The sequence below is a fragment of the Embleya sp. NBC_00888 genome, assembly GCF_045207655.1.
GTDB lineage: Bacteria > Actinomycetota > Actinomycetes > Streptomycetales > Streptomycetaceae > Embleya.
The window spans coordinates 7,627,552-7,646,657 of sequence record NZ_CP108784.1 but is presented as its reverse complement, the minus strand read 5'-3'; the positions used below and the strand labels follow the sequence as shown (position 1 = coordinate 7,646,657).

The window sequence follows — 19,106 nt, the reverse complement described above, 5'->3', positions numbered from 1 at the left end:
CGTCATTCCCCCTCGTAGCGTGCGGCCGTTGAACGTGCGGCCTGGCAACCGGTGATCTCGCGGGCGTCGTTGCGGGTCCGTGGACGGGTGCTCGTGCGGGTACTTGCTTGCGTCGTCGTGCGGGTGCCTGCTTGCGTCGTGGTGCCGGAACTTGCTTGCGTCGTCGTGCCGGTGCCGGTGCCGGTGCCGGTGCCGGTGCCGGTGCGTGCGCCGGTCTTCGTGCCGGTTCCGGTCTGCGTGCGGGCGCGGTTCGTCATCGGGTCACAGCTCGTTGTCGATGAAGTCGAAGAGGTCGTCGTCGTCGGCCGTGCCGAGCTTTTCCGCGACGGATCCGCCGGTGTCGTCGTGGTGGTCCGCGCGGTCGGTGCCCGCGTCGGCGCCGAGCTTGGCGAGCAGTTCGCGCAGCCGGCCGGCCACCGCGTCGCGGGTGCCGCCGTCGGCCGCCCCGAGCCATGCCTCCAGGCGGTCGAGTTCGGCCCCGCCGGTGGATCCGGTGTAGGTGCCGTCGGTGCCGTTCGCGGACTGCGCGAGGGCCTCGGCGGCGGCGAGTTCGGCGCCCAGGTGGTCGGCCAGTGCCGCCGGCGTCGGGTAGTTGAAGACCAGCGCCGCCGGCAGCCGCAGTCCGGTCGCGGCGTTCAGCCGATTCCGCAGCTCGACCGCGGTCAGCGAGTCGAAGCCCAGGTCGCGGAACTCCTGTCCGGCCCCGATGCGATCCGCCGCGTCGAAGCCGAGTACCGAGGCCACGTGCGCGCGGACCGCGTCCAGGACCAGCCGAGGCCGGTCGCCGGTACGCGCCCCGAGCAGGGACCGGACCAGCGGCGGTACGCCCGAGCCGGTGTCCGTGCGACCCGCCGGGTCACCGGCGGCGGGTCGGCGCGAGCGGTTCCCGGTCGTCGGGCCGGTGCGCAGACTCCGGGTCAACGCGGCCAGCGGGCCGACCGGGCCGGCCGGCTCCTCGGCCCGGGACCGCATCGCGGCCGGGTCGAGCCGGGCGGGCAACAGCGCCGCGCCGGCCGTGCCCGGCACCCGGTCGGGTCCGGTCGGGTCGGCGGTGGCACCGGCGGTCCCGGCCAGAGCCCGGTCGAACAACGCGAGCGCGTGTTCGGTGGGCAGCGGCAGGATGCCGTCGCGGGCCATGCGTTCGCGGTCCCGGTCGGTGAGTTCGCCGTCCATGCCGCCCGCCTCCCACGGTCCCCAGGCCAGCGAGGTGGCGGGCAGGCCGCGTGCCGCGCGGTGCCGGCCGAGGGCGTCCAGGAAGGTGTTGGCCGCCGCGTAGTTCGCCTGTCCGGCGCTGCCGAACTGGCCCGCGGCCGAGGAGAACAGCACGAACGCGGAAAGCGCCCGGTCGGCGGTCGACTCGTGCAGGTGCCAGGCCGCGTCCAGCTTCGGGCGCAGTACACGGTCGACGCGTTCGGGGGTCATCGCCTCGAACAGCCCGTCGTCCAACACGCCCGCCGAGTGCACGACCGCGGTCACCGGGTGCGCGGCCAACAGCGCGGCCAGCGCCGTGCGGTCGGCGACGTCGCACGCGACGGTGCTCACCCGCGCGCCCAGCGCGGTCAACTCGGCGGCGAACTCGACGGCGCCGGGTGCTTGTTCGCCGCGCCGCCCGGCCAGCACCAGTCGGCGGACCCCGTACTCGGTGACCAACCGCCGCACCACGAGGCCACCGAGGCGGCCGGACGCGCCGGTCACCAGGACGGTGTCTTCCGCGCCGAGCACCGCGTGCGCGGCGACCGCGGCCGTCTCGGCATCCGCGCCGGCCGGCTCGCGGACCAGGCGGGGTACCAGGAGCGCGCCGTCGCGGATCGCGAACTGCGGCTCGTCGTCGGCCGCCGCGAGTACGGCGGGCAACCCGGTCGGGCCGGTGAGCGCCGCGACTCCGGCCGGTCCGCCGTCGAGGTCGACCAGCACGAGACGCCCGGGGTGCTCGGACTGCGCCGCGCGCAGCAGACCCCAGACCGCGGCCCGGGCCAGGTGCTCGATGCCGGTCTCGTCGACGGTGTCCCGGGTGGACACCGCGTGTTCGGTGAGCAGGACGAGCCGGGCAGCGCCGAATCGGGTGTCCGCCAGCCAGGCCCGCACGATGTCCGACGCCCGTCCGAGCGCGTCCCGCGCGGCGACCGGAAGGTCCAGGTCCTGCCCCTCCGAGGGCCTCGGCGACAGCACGACGAGCACCGCGTCCGGTACCGGCGCGCCCGCGTCGATCGCGGCACCGAGCGCGGCGAGGTCGGCGTGTACCGTCCCCGCCCGCGCGGTACCGGTCGGGAGCGCGACCGCGACCGTGCTCGCGACGTCGTGTCGGACGTCGCCGACAACCGCCCACGTGGCGGACACCGCCGACGCGGTCCGGCCGGTCGGCGCGGGTTCCCAGTCGATCCGATACAACGCGCCGTCCCGACCGCCCCGCGCCGCACGCAGCGCGTCGGCGGCGACCGGCCTGGTCACCAGCGAGGCCACCGACCCCACCGGTCGACCCGAGTCGTCGGCGAGGGTCACCGCGAAGCCGTCGCCGGCCACCGGCGAGATGCGCACCCGCAGCGTCGTGGCCCCGGTCGCGTACAGCGCGACCCCGGTCCACGAGAACGGCAATCGCACCGCGCCCGCACCGTCACCGGCGAGCCCGATCGGGTGCAGCGCGGCATCCAACAGGGCCGGGTGCACCCCGAAGCCCTCGATCGACACATCGGCGGGCAGCGCGACCTCGGCGAACAACTCGTCACCGTACCGCCACATCGCCCGAAGCCCTCGGAACACCGGCCCATAGCCGAGCCCTTGTGCGGCGAGCCGGTCATAGCATCCGTCGATCGACACCGGCTCGGCGCCCACCGGCGGCCACGTCCCCTGCCCACCGATCGGCCCGAACGCCTCCGCGTCCGGCGCCCCACCCCTGGCCAGCACGCCCTGGGCGTGCCTGGTCCAACCGTCCGTCGGACCGCCGGGGCGCTGCCGGCCGGAGTGGATGCTCAGCGTGCTGCGGCCCACCTCGTCCGGCGCACCGACCACGAGCTGGATCCGGACCGCGTCGTCTTCGGTCAGCACGAGCGGTGCCTCGATGGTCAGTTCCTCGATCAGATCGCACCCGACCTCGTCGCCGGCCCGAAGCGCGAGCTCCACCAGCGCGGTACCGGGTACCGGCACGGTCCCGTGCACGGTGTGGTCGAGCAGCCACGGGTGGCTGTCCACGGACAACCGACCGGTGAACAACACACCTGCAGAGTCGGCCAGTTCGACCGCCGCACCGAGCAGCGGGTGATCGGCGGCGGTCAGCCCGATCGACGCGGCGTCCCCGGACCGATCGATCACCGGGTCGAGCCAGTACCGCTGCCGCTGGAACGGGTACGTGGGCAACGCCACGCGCCGGGCCCCGGGGGCGAACCCGGCCCATCGGATATCGGCGACGGCGCCCGTCACATGGAGCGTGGCCAGCGCGGTCAGCGCGGCATCGGGCTCCGGACGGTCCTTGCGCAGCACCGGAACCACGGTCACCTCGTCGTCGGCGGCCGGAATCCCGTCCCGGATCAACGCGGTGAGGGCGCCGTCCGGCCCGACCTCGACGAACGAGACGACACCGTCGTCCTCCAGCGCGCGAATCGCGTCGTGGAAGCGGACCGGCTGTCGCACGTGGCGCACCCAGTATTCGGGATCCGTCCAGTCGGCATCCGGCGAGACGGTCGAGACCACGGCCAACTGCGGTTCAGTGAAAGTCAGTTCCTGAACCACGCGACGGAAGTCGTCCAACATCGGGTCCATCAGCGGCGAGTGGAACGCGTGACTGACCCGCAGCCTGCGCACCCGACGACCCAACCCCTCGAAATGCGCCACGATCTCGGAAACCACGGCCTCCGCGCCGGAGACCACCACCGAATCCGGACCATTGATCGCGGCGATCCCGACGGCATCGGCCCGACCCTCCAGCAGCGGCAGAACATCCGCCTCCGCAGCACCGACCGCCGCCATCGCACCACCGACCGGCAACGCCTGCATCAACCCGCCACGCGCCACCACCAGACGGCACGCGTCCTCCAGCGAGAGCACCCCGGCCACATGCGCAGCCGCGATCTCACCCACCGAATGCCCGACCAGCACATCGGGCCGCACACCCCACGACTCCAACAACCGGAACAGCGCCACCTCGACCGCGAACAACGCCGGCTGCGCGAACCCCGTCCCGTCCAGACCGTCCACATCGCCCGAGATCACCTCGCGCAACGAACCCGCGCCCGGCTCCGCATCGAGCCGATCGCACACCTCGTCGAACGCCGCCGCGAACACCGGGAACGCCTCGTACAATCCACGACCCATCCCGACCCGCTGACCACCCTGACCCGCGAACACGAACGCCAGGCGACCGGATCCGCCGCCCGCGACACCGCGCACGACTCCCGATGCCTCGGCGCCGGAAGCCACGGCCTCGGTCACGCGCAGCAGGGTCTCCCTGTCCGTCCCGAACACCACCGCGCGGTGGTCCAGTCGGGGTTTGTCGGCCAGCGTGAACGCCACGTCGGAGACGGCCGTTTCGGCGTTCGCGGCCACGTGCGTACCGAGCCGGGCCGCCGTGGCGCGCAGGGCCTCGTCATCGGCGGCGGAAAGCACCCAGGGGGTGAGGATCGCCCCGGCGAGCGCAGCCTCGGGCGTCGCGTCCGACGCCGCGCCGACTGGTTCCCGGTCCCCGACCTCGGGCTGTTCCACGATGACGTGTGCGTTGGTGCCGCTGACCCCGAAGGCGGAGATCCCGGCCCGGCGCGGTGCACCCGTCTCCGGCCACGCCACCGACTCCGTCAACAACGACACCGCACCCGACGCCCAATCCACGTGCGGCGAGGGTTCGTCCACATGCAGCGTCCTGGGCAACACGCCGTGACGCATCGCCTGGACCATCTTGATCACGCCACCCACACCCGCAGCCGCCTGCGCATGACCGATGTTCGACTTCAACGACCCCAACCACAGCGGCCGCCCACCCTCACGCTCACGCCCGTACGTCGCCAACAACGCCTGCGCCTCGATCGGATCACCCAACCGCGTCCCCGTACCGTGCGCCTCCACCGCATCCACATCGGCAGCCGACAACCCCGCATCCGCCAACGCCGCCCGAATCACCCGCTGCTGCGACGGACCATTCGGCGCCGTCAAACCATTACTCGCACCGTCCTGATTGGTCGCGGTGCCCCGGACGACGGCCAGCACCTCGTGCCCGTTGCGGTGTGCGTCGGACAGTCGCTCCAGCAGCAACATCCCGACGCCTTCACCCCAACTGGTGCCGTCGGCCGCCGCCGAGAACGCCTTCGCCCTGCCGTCCGCCGCCAGGCCCCGCTGTCGGCTGAACTCGACGAAGACGCTGGGCGTGGCCATCACCGTCACGCCGCCCGCGAGCGCCAACGAGCACTCGCCGCTGCGCAGGGCCTGCGCGGCCAGGTGCAGCGCGACCAGCGACGACGAGCACGCGGTGTCCACCGTGACGGCAGGACCCTCCAGGCCGAACGTGTAGGCCACCCGGCCGGACGCGACGCTGCCCGCACTGCCGTTGGCGAGGTATCCCTCGAATTCGCCCGAGTCGCCCGCCGAGTTCATCAGGCGGGAGCCGTAGTCGCCGTACATCACACCGGCGAACACGCCGGTGCGGCTGCCGCGTACCGTCCGCGGGTCGATGCCGGCCCGCTCGAACGCCTCCCAGGACGTCTCCAGGAGCAGCCGCTGCTGCGGGTCGATGGTGAGCGCCTCGCGCGGCGAGATGCCGAAGAACACCGGGTCGAAGTCGCCCGCGTCGTGCAGGAAACCGCCCTGGCGAACGTAGCTCTTGCCCTTGTGTTCCGGATCCGGGTCGAACAGGTTGGCCAGGTCCCAGCCGCGATCGGCCGGGAAGCCGGTGATCCCCTCGGCGCCTGCGGCGACCAGTCGCCACAGGTCCTCGGGCGAGCCGACGCCGCCCGGATAGCGGCAGCTCATCCCGACGATCGCGATCGGCTCGTCGTGGGTGGGCACGGTCGGTGCGACGCGCCGCCCGGCACCGGACGTTGCCTCCGCCTCGCCCGTACCCAGCAGTTCGGCCCGTACGTGTTCGATCAGCGCGGCCGGCGTGGGGTGGTCGAAGATCAGGGTGGCCGAGAGGCGCAGCCCCGTCGCCGTGTTGAGTCGGTTGCGCAGTTCGACGGCGGTCAGCGAGTCGAAGCCCAGGTCCTTGAAAGCCCGTTCCGGGTCCACCGACTCGGCGGTTCCGTGGCCGAGCACGGTGGCGACATGCTCGCGCACCAGTGTCGACACGGCGCGCTCGCGCTCCTCGGCGGACAGCCCCGCCAGCCGCTCCCGGAACGAACCGGCCGAGCGATCCGAGCCGGCACCGCCTCGTGCGACGCGACGGCTCGGTGCGACGGGGACGAGGTCGCGCAGGACGGACGGCAGGCCGCCGTCGACGGCCTGGGCGCGCAGCGCGGCGGTGTCCCACCGGGCCGCGACGAGCAGGGCCGCGTCCGTAGCGGTGGCGGCGTCGAACAGGGCGAGCCCGTCGTCGGCGGACAGCGCGAGCACGCCCGAGCGGTGCAGCCGGCTCAGGTCGGCGCCGCCGAGCCCGTCGGTCATGCCGTCGCTCTGTGCCCACAGGCCCCAGGCGAGCGAGGTGGCCGGCAGACCCGCCGCACGCCGACGCACCGCAAGCGCGTCCAACGCCGCGTTCGCCGCCGCATACCCACCCTGCCCCGCCGAACCCAACACACCCGCCGCCGACGAGAACAACACGAACGCCGACAACCCCCGCCCCCGCGTCAACTCGTCCAACAACAACGCGCCGTCCACCTTCGCGGCCACCACACCCGCAACCCGCTCCGCCGACAACGACTCCACGACACCGTCATCGAGCACACCCGCCGCATGCACCACCGCCGACACCGAACGACCCGCCAACAAACCCACCACCGACGCCCGATCCGAGACATCGCACGCCACCACCTCCACCCGCGCACCGGAGGCAACCAACCCCGCCCGCAACCCCTCCACACCCGGCGCCGCCGAACCCCGCCGACTCACCAACACCAAATCCCGCACACCATGCCCAGACACCAGATGCCGAGCCACCAACCCACCCAGACTCCCCGTACCACCCGTCACCAACACCGACCCCGAACCCCAATCAGGCCCGGTGACATCCACAGGCGGCGTGAACCGCGCCAAGCGCGGCGCGCGCACCGTGCCTTCGGATACCGACAGTTGCGGCTCACCCGAGGCGACTACAGCGGTCACCAGTTCCGCCGGGGCGGCGTCCGAGGCGTCCACGTCCAACAACACGAACCGACCCGGATGCTCCGACTGCGCCGACCGCACCAGACCCCACACCGCACCCTGCACCGGATCCCCGACCGCACCACACGTCACCACGACCAGCGTCGCGTCGGCCGTGCGCTCGTCGGCGAGCCAGGTCTGCACCACGTCCAGCGCACCGGCCGCCGCGTCCTGGGCGGTGCCCGCCGGGCCGACCCGGTACGTCACGACGTCCGCGACCGTGTCCAACGCGCTCAGGTCCGCGCCGCTCGTCAACTCCGGATGCCGCGTGACGGCCGAGGTCGTCCCGTGCGCGTCGACCGCGAGCGGAACCCAGTCCACCGTGTGCAGCGAACCTCGCGCCGTGGACCGACCGGCCGGCGCGGCGACCTCCGTCACCGGACGCAGCACCAGGGACGACGCGGACAACACAGGCTGACCGGCGTCGTCGGCCAGCAGTACCGCCAGCCCGTTCCCGTCGGTCGGGGTGAGCCGGACACGTAGTGTCGTGGCGCCGGACGCGTGCAGCGCGACGTCGTTCCACACGAAGGGCAGTCGGGTCTGCTCGTCGACGTCCAGGACCAGCGGGTGCAGGGCCGCGTCGAGCAGGGCCGGATGCAGGCCGAATCCGTCCACCGACACGTCCGCCGGGAGCGCGACCTCCGCGTAGCGCACGTCGCCGCTGCGCCAGACGGCCCGCAGGCCCTGGAAGGACGGGCCGTAGTCGTAACCGCGCTCGACCAGCCGCGCCCGGACCTCCGCGGGGTCGACCGGCGTGGCGGACGTGGGCGGCCAGTCGGTCAGATGGTCGGCCGGCTCCGCGGCGACGGGCGTGAGCGTGCCGGTGGCGTGTCGCTGCCACGTCGATTCGCCCACCGGGTCGCCGTCGTCCTCGACGCGGGAGTACAGCGCGAACGCGCGCCGCCCCGAATGCTCTTCCGCCGCCGCGACCCACAGCTGCACGACCACACCGCCGCGTTCGGCGAGCAACAACGGCGCTTCCAGCATGAGCTCTTCCAGCAGCCCGCACCCGACCTCGTCACCGGCTCGAACCGCCAGCTCCACGTACGCCGTTCCGGGCAACACGATCGCGCCGCCGACCACATGGTCGGCCAGCCACGGGTGCGTGCGCAGCGACAGCCGGCCCGTGAACAACACGCCACCACCATCGGCGCGTTCCGCCGCCGCCCCCAGCAAGGGGTGGCCGGAGTCGCCCATTCCGACCGACGCGAGATCGGCCGAACGATCGAGCAGGTCGTCCAGCCAGTAGTGGCGCCGCTGGAACGCGTAGGTCGGCAGATCCACCCGGCGTGCGCCCGGATGGAAGCCGGCCCATGAAACGTCGGGCGCGGCGCCGTTCACATACAGCGTGGCGAGCGCGACCATCGCGGTGTCCGACTCGGGCCGATCCTTGCGCAGCACGGGTACGGTCACCGCACGCTCCGGCTCACGGAGCCCGTCACGAACCAACGCCGTCAGTGCGCCGTCCGGACCCAGCTCGACGAACCCGCGCGCGCCCTGGACCTCCAACGTGGCCACGGCGTCGTGGAACCGGACCGGCTGCCGCACATGCCGGACCCAATACTCGGGATCGCTCCACTCGCCCTCGACCACGGCACCGGTGACCGTCGAGACGGCCGCAAACTCCCGCGTCCCGAAGGACAATCCTTCGACCACGCGGCGGAACTCGTCGAGCATCGGATCCATCAGCGGCGAGTGGAACGCATGACTGACCCGCAGCCGCCGCACCCGACGACCCAACCCCTCGAAATGCGCCACGATCTCGGAAACCACGGCCTCCGCACCGGAGACCACCACCGCATCCGGACCATTGATCGCGGCGATCCCGACGAGGTCATCCCGATCCTCGATCAGCGGCAGAACATCCGCCTCCGCAGCACCGACCGCCGCCATCGCACCACCAACCGGCAACGCCTGCATCAACCGGCCGCGAGCCACCACCAAGCGGCACGCGTCGTCCAACGACAACACGCCCGCAACGTGAACCGCCGCGATCTCACCCACCGAATGCCCGACCACCACATCCGGCCGCACACCCCACGACTCCAACAACCGGAACAACGCCACCTCGACCGCGAACAACGCCGGCTGCGCGAACCCCGTCCCATCCAGACCATCCACATCGCCCGAGACCACCTCGCGCAACGAACCGCCCAAACCCGCGTCCAACCGCGCACACACCTCGTCGAACGCCGCCGCGAACACCGGGAAAACCTCGTACAACCCACGACCCATCCCGACCCGCTGACCACCCTGACCCGCGAACACGAACGCCAACCGCCCCGGTTCGGCGCTCGCCGTACCGTTCACCAGTCGAGGTCCTTCGCGGCCTTCGACCAACGCGTCCAGCGCCGCCGAGAGTTCGGCGTGGTCGTCCACGAACAGCACGGCCCGGTCGTCGAGCGCGGCGCGCCCGGTGGCCAGCGAGTGGCCCAGGTCGGCCAGCGGGGTGTTCATCGCCATGACCACGAACGCCCGGAGTCGAGCGGCCTGTTCACGCAGCGCCGCGGCACCGCGCCCGGACAACGGAATCGGGGTCGGCAGCGCCGCCCGCACCGAATCCGACTCGGCCTGCGGCTCACCTGCGGCGACCGTCGGGCTCTCCTCTGCTTCGGGCCGCTCCAGGATCACGTGTGCGTTGGTGCCACTCACGCCGAAGGCGGAGATCCCGGCCCGGCGCGGTGCACCCGTCTCCGGCCACGCCACCGACTCCGTCAACAACGACACCGCACCCGACGCCCAATCCACCTGTGGCGAGGGTTCGTCCACATGCAGCGTCCTGGGCAACACGCCGTGACGCATCGCCTGGACCATCTTGATCACGCCACCCACACCCGCAGCCGCCTGCGCATGACCGATGTTCGACTTCAACGACCCCAACCACAGCGGCCGCCCACCCTCACGCTCACGCCCGTACGTCGCCAACAACGCCTGCGCCTCGATCGGATCACCCAACCGCGTCCCCGTACCGTGCGCCTCCACCGCATCCACATCGGCAGCCGACAACCCCGCATCCGCCAACGCAGCCCGAATCACCCGCTGCTGCGACGGACCATTCGGCGCCGTCAAACCATTACTCGCACCGTCCTGATTGATCGCCGTACCGCGGATCACCGCGAGCACGCGATGTCCGTTGCGGCGCGCGTCCGACAGTCGCTCCAGGGCGAGCAGGCCGACTCCCTCCGCCCAGCCCGTGCCGTCCGCCGAGGCCGCGAACGAGCGGCAGCGGCCGTCCGGGGAGAGGCCGCGCTGCCGGCTGAACTCCAGGAACACGCCGGGCTTCGCCATCACCGTCACGCCACCCGCCAGCGCGAGCGAGCACTCGCCGCGCCGCAGCGCCTGGCCGGCCAGGTGCAGCGCGACCAGCGACGACGAGCACGCGGTGTCCACCGTGACCGCGGGACCCTCCAGGCCCAGGGCGTAGGCCACCCGGCCGGAGATCACCGCCGCGGCGTTACCGGTCAGGAAGTAACCCTCCAGACCCTCGGGCGCCTCGTGCAGGTGCGGGCCGTAGTCCTGGCCGTTGGAGCCGACGAAGACACCGGTGTGCGTGCCCGTCAACGACGCCGGGTCGATCCCGGCGTGCTCGAACGCCTCCCACGAGGCCTCCAGAAGCAACCGCTGCTGCGGGTCCATCGCGAGCGCCTCGCGCGGCGAGATGCCGAAGAACGACGCGTCGAACTCGCCGGCGGTGTGCAGGAAGCCGCCCTGCCGCGTGTAGCTGGTGCCGGCGTGCGCCGGGTCGGGGTGGTACAGCGCGTCCAGGTCCCAGCCGCGGTCGACCGGGAAGCCGGTGATGCCCTCGCGGCCTTCCGCGAGCAACTGCCACAGCTCCTCGGGCGAGGTCACCCCGCCCGGGTAGCGGCAGCTCATTCCGACGATCGCGATCGGCTCGTCCGGATCGACCCGCACGGCGGGTACGGTCGGGCCGGCCGTGTCCCCGGGCCCGGAATCCGCTGCGGTGCCGAAGAGTTCGTCGAGCAGGTAGCGGGCCAGGCCGTCCGGGGTCGGGTAGTCGAAGACCAGGCTGCCGGCCAGGCGCAGGCCCGTGCTCGCGTTGAGGCGGTTGCGGATGTCGACCGCGGTGAGCGAGTCGAAGCCGAGTTCCTTGAAGGTGCGGTGCGCCTCGATCGCGGCGACCGAGGCGTGGCCCAGGACTCCGGCGGCCGCGCCGCGGACGAGTTCGCGCAGCGCGTGCAGCCGTTCGCTCGCGGGCAGTCCGGCCAGGCCGGCCGGCAGCGCGGTGGTCGCGGATTCGGCGGTGTGGTCGTCGGCCGTTCCGGCCAGGGCTCGCCGGACCTCGGGCAGGTCACCGATCAGCGGGCTGGGCCTGGTCACGGTGAAGGTGGTGGCGAACCGGGCCCACTGCACGTCGGCGACCGCGAGGAAGGTCTCGTCGTCCGCGAGGGCCTGGCCGAGCACGGTCAGCGCGGCCTCGGGGTCCATCGCGGTGACGCCGAGGCGCTCGAATCGCTCGCCGGTGTCACCGGCGGACATCCCGGCGCCGGCCCACGCGCCCCATGCCACCGATGTGGCGGTCAGTCCTCGGGCCCGGCGGCGCTCGGCGATCGCGTCCAACTCGGCGTTCGCGGCGGCGTAGGCGCCCTGCCCGCCGCCGCCCCATACTCCCGCGTTGGAGGAGATCAGCACGAAGGCGTCCAGGTCGTCGCCGGGGGTGCCGGCGAAGAGCGCGTCCAGGTGCTCGGCGCCGAGCGCCTTCCCGGCCAGTACGGCCTTGGTCTCGGCCGGATCGGCGTCCAGGAGCGGCGTGGACCGCATGACGCCGGCGGCGTGTACGACGGTGCGGATCGGGCCGTGCTCGCTGTGTACCCGCTCGACCAGTTCGGCCAGCGCGGTCCGGTCGGCGGTGTCGCAGGCGGCGACGGTCACCCGCGCGCCCAGCGCGGTCAGTTCGGCGACCAGGTCGGCGGCGCCCGGCGTGTCCGGGCCCCGCCTGCCGGTCAGCACCAGGTGCTCGGTGCCGCGCGCCACCAACCAGCGGGCGAGGTGCGCGCCGAGCGCGCCGGTCCCGCCGGTCACCAACGCGGTGCCCCGGGTGTGCCATTCGGCGGTCGGCCCGACCACGCGGGGGGCGCGGGTCAGGCGTCGGCCGTACACGCCGGACGAGCGCAGCGCCACCTGGTCCTCGTCCGAGTCCGCGAGGACCGCCACGAGGGCCCGGTAGGTCCGCTCGTCGGGGGTCTCGGGCAGGTCGATCAAGCCGCCCCAGCGCTGGGGGTGTTCGAGCGCCGCGACCCGGCCCAGACCCCAGACCGCCGCCGCTCCGGGCGTCGGCGCGGCGTCGCTGTCGTGTCCGCCGGGGACCACGACCGCACCTCGGGTGAGGGTCCACAGCCTGGCCGGTACGTCCGCGTCCGCCAGTGCCTGGACCAGCGTCAGCACGGCCGAGGTCCGCGTCGACAGCGCGAACTCGCCTGCCGTGTCGGTCAGGGCGGTCAGGCAGAGCACACCGTCGACGTGGGAGACCTCGTCACGCGCGGCGCGCAGTGCGGCGGCGAGCATCGCGCGGTCCGGGGCGCCGCCGGCGGCGGGGACGGTGCGCACGGTGGCGCCGCGTGCGGTGAGTTCCGCGGCGATCGCGGCGGCGATCGTGTCGTCGTCGGCGGTCGCGTCCGCCGACGTGATCAGCAACCAGGTGCCGGTCGCGGTGGGCGCGGCCGACTCGGGAATCGGCTGCCAACCGATCCGGTAGCGCCACCCGTCGATGGTGGACCTCTCCCGACGCTGCCGGCGCCACGAGGACAGGATCGGCAGTGCCTCCGCCAGCGAGCGCCGGTCGTCGGCGTCCGTGGCCGGCATCTCGGGCAGCGCCGTCGGGTCCTCGTCGTCCACGGCGGCCCAGAACGCGGCCTCCTCCGGATCCTGCTCCCGTTCCGATCCGGCGTCCGGCGCGTCCAGCCAGTAGTGCTCACGCTGGAAGGCGTAGGTCGGCAGGTCGACCGGCGGTGCGTCGTCGGCGTCGTCGGTGCCCTCGAACGCGGGCGACCAGTCCACCTCGACGCCTTGGACGTACGCCTCGCCCAGCGACTCGAGGAAGCGCGCCGGGCCGCCGTGGTCGCGGCGCAGGGTGCCCACGGTCACCGCGCTCGCGTCGACCGCGTCGAGTGTGCCCTGTACGCCCACCGTCAGCACCGGGTGCGGGCTCGACTCGATGAACGCGCCGATCCCGTCGGCCAGCAGCGCCCGTGTGGCCAGGTCGAACCGCACCGGCTCGCGCAGATTGCGGAACCAGTAGGCGGCATCCAACCCCGCCGTGTCCAGGCGCTCTCCGGTCACCGCCGAGTAGAACGGAATCACCGACGAACGCGGCACGATCGGACCCAGGATCTCCAGGAGTTCCTCCCGCAGGTCCTCCACCTGCGCGGAGTGCGACGCGTAGTCCACCGGGATCCGCCGGGCCCGTACGTCCTCGGCCTCGTACCCGGCCAGGAGTTCGTCCAGCGCGCCCGGCTCACCGGAAACCACCGTCGACGCGGGGCCGTTCACCGTCGCCACGCTCACCCGCCCGGACCAGCGCGGCAACCGCGCCTCGACGTCCGCGACCGGCAGGGGTACGGACACCATGCCGCCCCGGCCGGCCAGCGACACCGCGATCGCCCGGCTGCGCAACGCGACCACCCGGGCCGCGTCCGACAGCGACAGTGCGCCCGATACGCACGCCGCCGCGATCTCACCCTGCGAATGACCCACCACGGCCGAGGGCACCACGCCGAACGAGCGCCACAGCTCGGCCAGCGACACCATGACCGCGAACAACACCGGCTGGACCACATCCACCCGGTCCAGCCCGCCGGCCTGCGGATCCTCGGCGCGCAGCACCTCGGTCAGCGACCAGTCGACGAACTCCGCCAACGCCGCCTCGCACTCCGCGATCCGCGCCGCGAACACCGGGGAAGCGTCGAGCAACTCACGTGCCATGCCCAGCCATTGCGAGCCCTGCCCGGGAAAGACCAGGGCCACCGCCCGCCCGCTCACCGCGGCCTCGGCTCGAACGCCCCGGCCCGCCGCCAGCGACGCGAGCCCGTCGAGCAGCGTGTCCCGGTCCGTGCCGACCAGCACCGCGCGGTGCTCCATCGCGGCACGCGTGTCCACCAGCGCCCGACCGATCGGCGCGGGCGTCGCCCGCGGATCGGCCGCCACGTAGGTGCGCAGCCGTTCGGCCTGCGCGAGCAGCGCGGCGGCGGAGCGGGCGGAGAGCACCCACGGGACCGGGGTCGGCGCCGGCCGCGGCGCCGACGGGTCCGCCGGTGCCCGACCCGAGGCCGGGCTCGGGGGCCGGTTCGGGGCCGGGCTCGGGCTCGGGAAGGCCTGTTCCAGGACCACGTGTGCGTTGGTGCCGCTGATCCCGAACGAGGAGACCGCGGCCCGGCGCGGCGCGCCGGTCTCGGGCCACGTCCGCTGCTCGGTCAACAGCGATACCGCGCCCGAGGCCCAGTCCACATGCGGGGAGGGCGCGTCGACGTGCAGCGTGCGGGGCAGTTCGGCGCGGCGCAGCGCCTCCACCATCTTGATCACGCCCGCGACCCCGGCGGCGGCCTGGGTGTGTCCGATGTTCGACTTCAACGACCCCAGCCACAGCGGCTGTTCGGCCGCGTGCTCACGTCCGTACGTGGCCAGCAGCGCGTGCGCCTCGATCGGGTCGCCCAGCGCCGTCCCGGTGCCGTGTGCCTCCACCGCGTCCACGTCCGCCGCGGACAGGCCCGCGTCGGCCAGCGCCGCGCGGATGACCCGTTCCTGGGCGAGGCCGTTCGGCGCGGTCAGGCCGTTGCTGGCACCGTCCTGGTTGATCGCCGAGCCGCGCAGCACGGCCAGGATCCGGTGTCCGTTGCGCAGCGCGTCCGAGCGCCGTTCCAGCACCAGGATGCCGGCGCCCTCGGCCCAGCCGGTGCCGTCCGCCGCCGCCGCGAACGCCTTGCACCGACCGTCCGCGGACAGGCCGCGCTGGCGGCTGAACTCGACGAACATGCCGGGCGAGGACATCACCGCCACGCCGCCGGCCAGGGCCAGGCCGCATTCGCCGCGCCGCAGTGCCTGGGCCGCCCAGTGCAGCGCGACCAGTGAGGACGAGCACGCGGTGTCCACGGTGATCGCGGGGCCTTCCAGGCCGAGCGTGTAGGCGACCCGGCCGGACGCGACGCTGACCGTGCTGCCGGTGAGCAGATAGCCCTCGTGGCCGGCGGCGGCCTCGTGCAGGCGGGCGCCGTAGTCCTGGGCCATCGCGCCGACGAAGACGCCGGTGCGGCTGCCGCGCAGCGAGTCGGGGTCGATCCCGGCGTGTTCCAGCGACTCCCAGGAGGTCTCCAGGAGCAGCCGCTGCTGCGGGTCCATGGCCTGCGCCTCGCGCGGCGAGATGCCGAAGAACGCCGCGTCGAACTCGGGCGCGTCGTAGAGGAATCCGCCGTAGCGGGTGTAGCTGGTGCCGGACCGCTCCGGGTCCTGGTCGTAGAGGTTGTCCAGGTCCCAACCCCGGTTGGTCGGGAACACCGACACGGCGTCGGTGCCGTCCGCGACCAGTCGCCACAGGTCCGCGGGCGAGCGCACGCCGCCCGGCAGTCGGCAGCTCATCCCCACGATCACGATGGGATCGTCCGCGTCGCGCTCCGCACTCGCGGCCGGGTCGAGGCGCGCGTCGGGCCTGGGCTCGTCGGCGCCGGGGTCGGTGCCGAGCAGGAGGGTGCGCAGGTGTTGCCCGGTGGCCGCACCGGTCGGGTGGTTGAACAGCAGCGTGGGTGGGAGGTCGAGCCCGGTGGCGGCGGTGAGGCGGTCGCGCAGTTCGACCAGGCTCACCGAGTCGAAGCCGAGGTCCTTGAACGACAGGGTCGCGTCCACCGATCCGGCGGAACCGTGTCCGAGTACGACGGCGATGTGGCCGAGGACCAGATCGGTCAGCGTCCTGGTCTGCTCCGCCTCGCCCAGCCCGGCCAGGCGCCGTACGAGCGGATTCGCCTCGGCCTCGCGCCGCTCGTCGCCGTCCGCGTCGATCGGTGCCGCGACGGGCGCGGCGACCGGCGGTGCCGGGCGTCGCCCGGTCGGTACGTCCAGCCAGTGGCGCTCGCGCTGGAAGGCGTAGGTGGGCAGCGGCACCCGGCGCGTGTCGGTGTGCGCGAAGGCGGCCGAGAGGTCGACGGCGACGCCTTGGACGTATGCCTCGCTCAGCGAGCGCAGCAGGCGGTCCGCGCCGCCGTCGTTGCGGCGCAGCGTGCCGAGGGTGATCGCGTCGGCGCCGCTCTCGTCGACGGTGCCACGCATCCCGACGGTGAGCACCGGGTGCGGGGTCGCCTCGACGAACGCGCCGATCCCGTCCGCGAGCAGCGCCCGTGTGGCCAGATCGAACCGCACCGGCTCGCGCAGATTGCGGAACCAGTAGGCGGCATCCAAACCCGCCGTGTCCAGGCGCTCTCCGGTCACCGCCGAGTAGAACGGAATCACCGACGAACGCGGCACGATCGGACCCAGGATCTCCAGGAGTTCCTCCCGCAGATCCTCCACGTGTGCCGAGTGCGACGCGTAGTCCACCGGGATCCGCCGACCCTCGACGCCGACCGCGGCCAGCGCGCCGATCAGCTCCTCCAGCGCGTCCGGGTCACCGGAAACCACCGTCGAGGCGGGCCCGTTGACCGTCGCGACGCCGATCCTGCCGGTCCACGCGGAAAGGCGCTCCTCGGTGTCGGCGAGCGGCAGCGGTACGGACACCATGCCGCCCCGTCCGGCCAGCGACCGCGCGATCGCCTGACTGCGCAAGGCCACCACCCGCGCCGCGTCCGACAACGTCAGACCCCCGGCCACACACGCCGCCGCGATCTCACCCTGCGAATGACCCACCACCGCCGCCGGCACCACCCCGAACGACCGCCACACCTGCGCCAACGACACCATCACCGCGAACAACACCGGCTGAACCACATCCACCCGGTCCAACGACGGCGCCCCCACACCACCCCGCAACACCTCGACCAGCGACCAGTCGACGAACTCCGCCAACGCCGCGTCACACTCCGCGACACGCGCCGCGAACACCGGTGAGGATTCCAACAGTTCGGCAGCCATACCGACCCACTGCGACCCCTGACCCGGAAACACCAGCGCGACCGGACGCTCGGTGCCGCCTACCCCGCGCACCACGCCGGGGTCGGGCAGGTCGTCGGCCGCCGCGAGCGAGGTGAGCGCGGCGAGCAGTTCGGTGCGTCCGGTGCCGAGCAGCACGGCGCGCTGCTCGAAGGCGGACCGGGTCCCGGCCAGCGCGCGACCCACCTCGGCCACCGTGAACTCGGGCCGCTCCGTCACGAAGTCGCGTAGTCGGGCGGCCTGTTCGATCAGAGCGGGTTCGGTACGGCCGGACACCACCCACGGCAGCGTGGTCGAGGTGTCGTCGTCCTCCGCGCCGGCCGTCCCGGAGTCGGTCGGCGCGTCCGGGGCGGAGGACAGCACCAGGTGGCAGTTGGTCCCGCCCATGCCGAACGAGGAGACCCCGGCGAGCAGTTCGCCGTCGGGTGCGGTCCAGGCGCCGGTGTCCCGGCTGACCCGGAGGTTGAGTCCGGCGAAGTCGATGTCGGGATTGGGTACTTCGTAGTTGAGGCTGGGCACCAGTTCGCGGTGCTCCAGGCACAGCACGGTCTTGAGCAGGCCGACGATGCCGGCGGCACCCTCGAGGTGGCCGACGTTGGTCTTGGCGGAGCCGACCAGCAGGGGGCCGCGGGATCGGTCGGCGCGGGCCGCGCCGATCACCGCGCCCAGTGCGGCGGCCTCGATCGGGTCGCCGACCCGCGTGCCGGTGCCGTGCAGTTCGACGTACTGGACGTCGGCGGGATCGACGCCGGCCACGCGGTAGGCGGCGCGCAGCACGTCCTGTTGGGCGAGCGGGTTGGGGGCGGTGAGCCCGGCCCCGCCGCCGTCGTTGTTGACCGCGCCGCCGCGGATCACGCAGTGGATGTGGTCGCCGTCGCGACGGGCGAGATCCAGCGGCTTGAGCACGATCAGCGCGCCGCCCTCGCCGCGCACGTAGCCGTTGGCCCGGGCGTCGAAGGTGTGGCAACGCCCGTCGGGCGACAGGCCGCCGAACTTGGCGGCGCCCAGGGTGCTGTCCGGGATCAGGTTCAGGTTCACGCCGCCGGCCACGGCGAGGGTGGTCTCGCCCCGACGCAGGCTCTCGCAGGCCAGATGCACGGCGACCAGTGCGGACGACTGGGCCGCGTCCACGGACATGCTGGGTCCGCGCAGATGCAGCAGGTAGGAGAGGCGGTTGGCGAGCACGCCGCGCTGCAGGCCGGTGACGGTGTGCCGGTCGACCGCCTCGGGGCCGGCCTGGTGCACCAGTCGCGCGTAGTCGTCGTAGTTGGCGCCGATCCAGACCCCGGTCGCGCTGTCGGCCAGGCTCGCGGGCACGATGCCGGCGTTCTCGAACGCCTCCCAGCCCAGTTCCAGGGCCAGTCGCTGCTGCGGGTCCATCGACCGGGCCTCGCGCGGGCTGATCCCGAAGAACGCCGGGTCGAACCGGTCGACGTCGTCGATGAAGCCGCCCCACCGGGTGTTCATCCGGCCGGGGACGCTCGGGTCGGGGTCGTAGTACGCGTCCGCGTCCCAGCGGTCGGCGGGGGGTTCGGTGATGCCGTGGCCACCGGCGCGCAGCAGCGCCCGGAAGGCGGCCGGGTCCGGCGCCTTCGGCAGCCGGCAGGAGATGCCGATCACCGCGATGGAGTCGTCTGCCGGCTGCACGGACGCGGACTTCCTGGCCATGGTGCTGGTACCCCCGTACCGAAAACGGATGGATCGAACGGTCGAGCGGAGTGTCGGGGCGGGACTCGGCCGCTCAC

The 19,106-nt window shown here is 73.2% G+C and carries 2 protein-coding genes; both read right to left on the bottom strand.

Annotation, left to right across the window (positions count from 1 at the left end; all coding sequences use genetic code 11):
- Positions 1 to 2: 2 nt before the first annotated feature.
- Positions 3 to 257, bottom strand: coding sequence for a hypothetical protein (locus OG948_RS32580; protein ID WP_406299900.1), 255 nt, complete (start codon positions 255 to 257; stop codon positions 3 to 5).
- A gap of 4 nt (positions 258 to 261) precedes the next feature.
- Complete coding sequence (locus tag OG948_RS32575) at positions 262 to 19,029, bottom strand: type I polyketide synthase (protein WP_406299899.1); 18,768 nt, start codon at positions 19,027 to 19,029, stop codon at positions 262 to 264.
- Positions 19,030 to 19,106 lie beyond the last annotated feature (77 nt).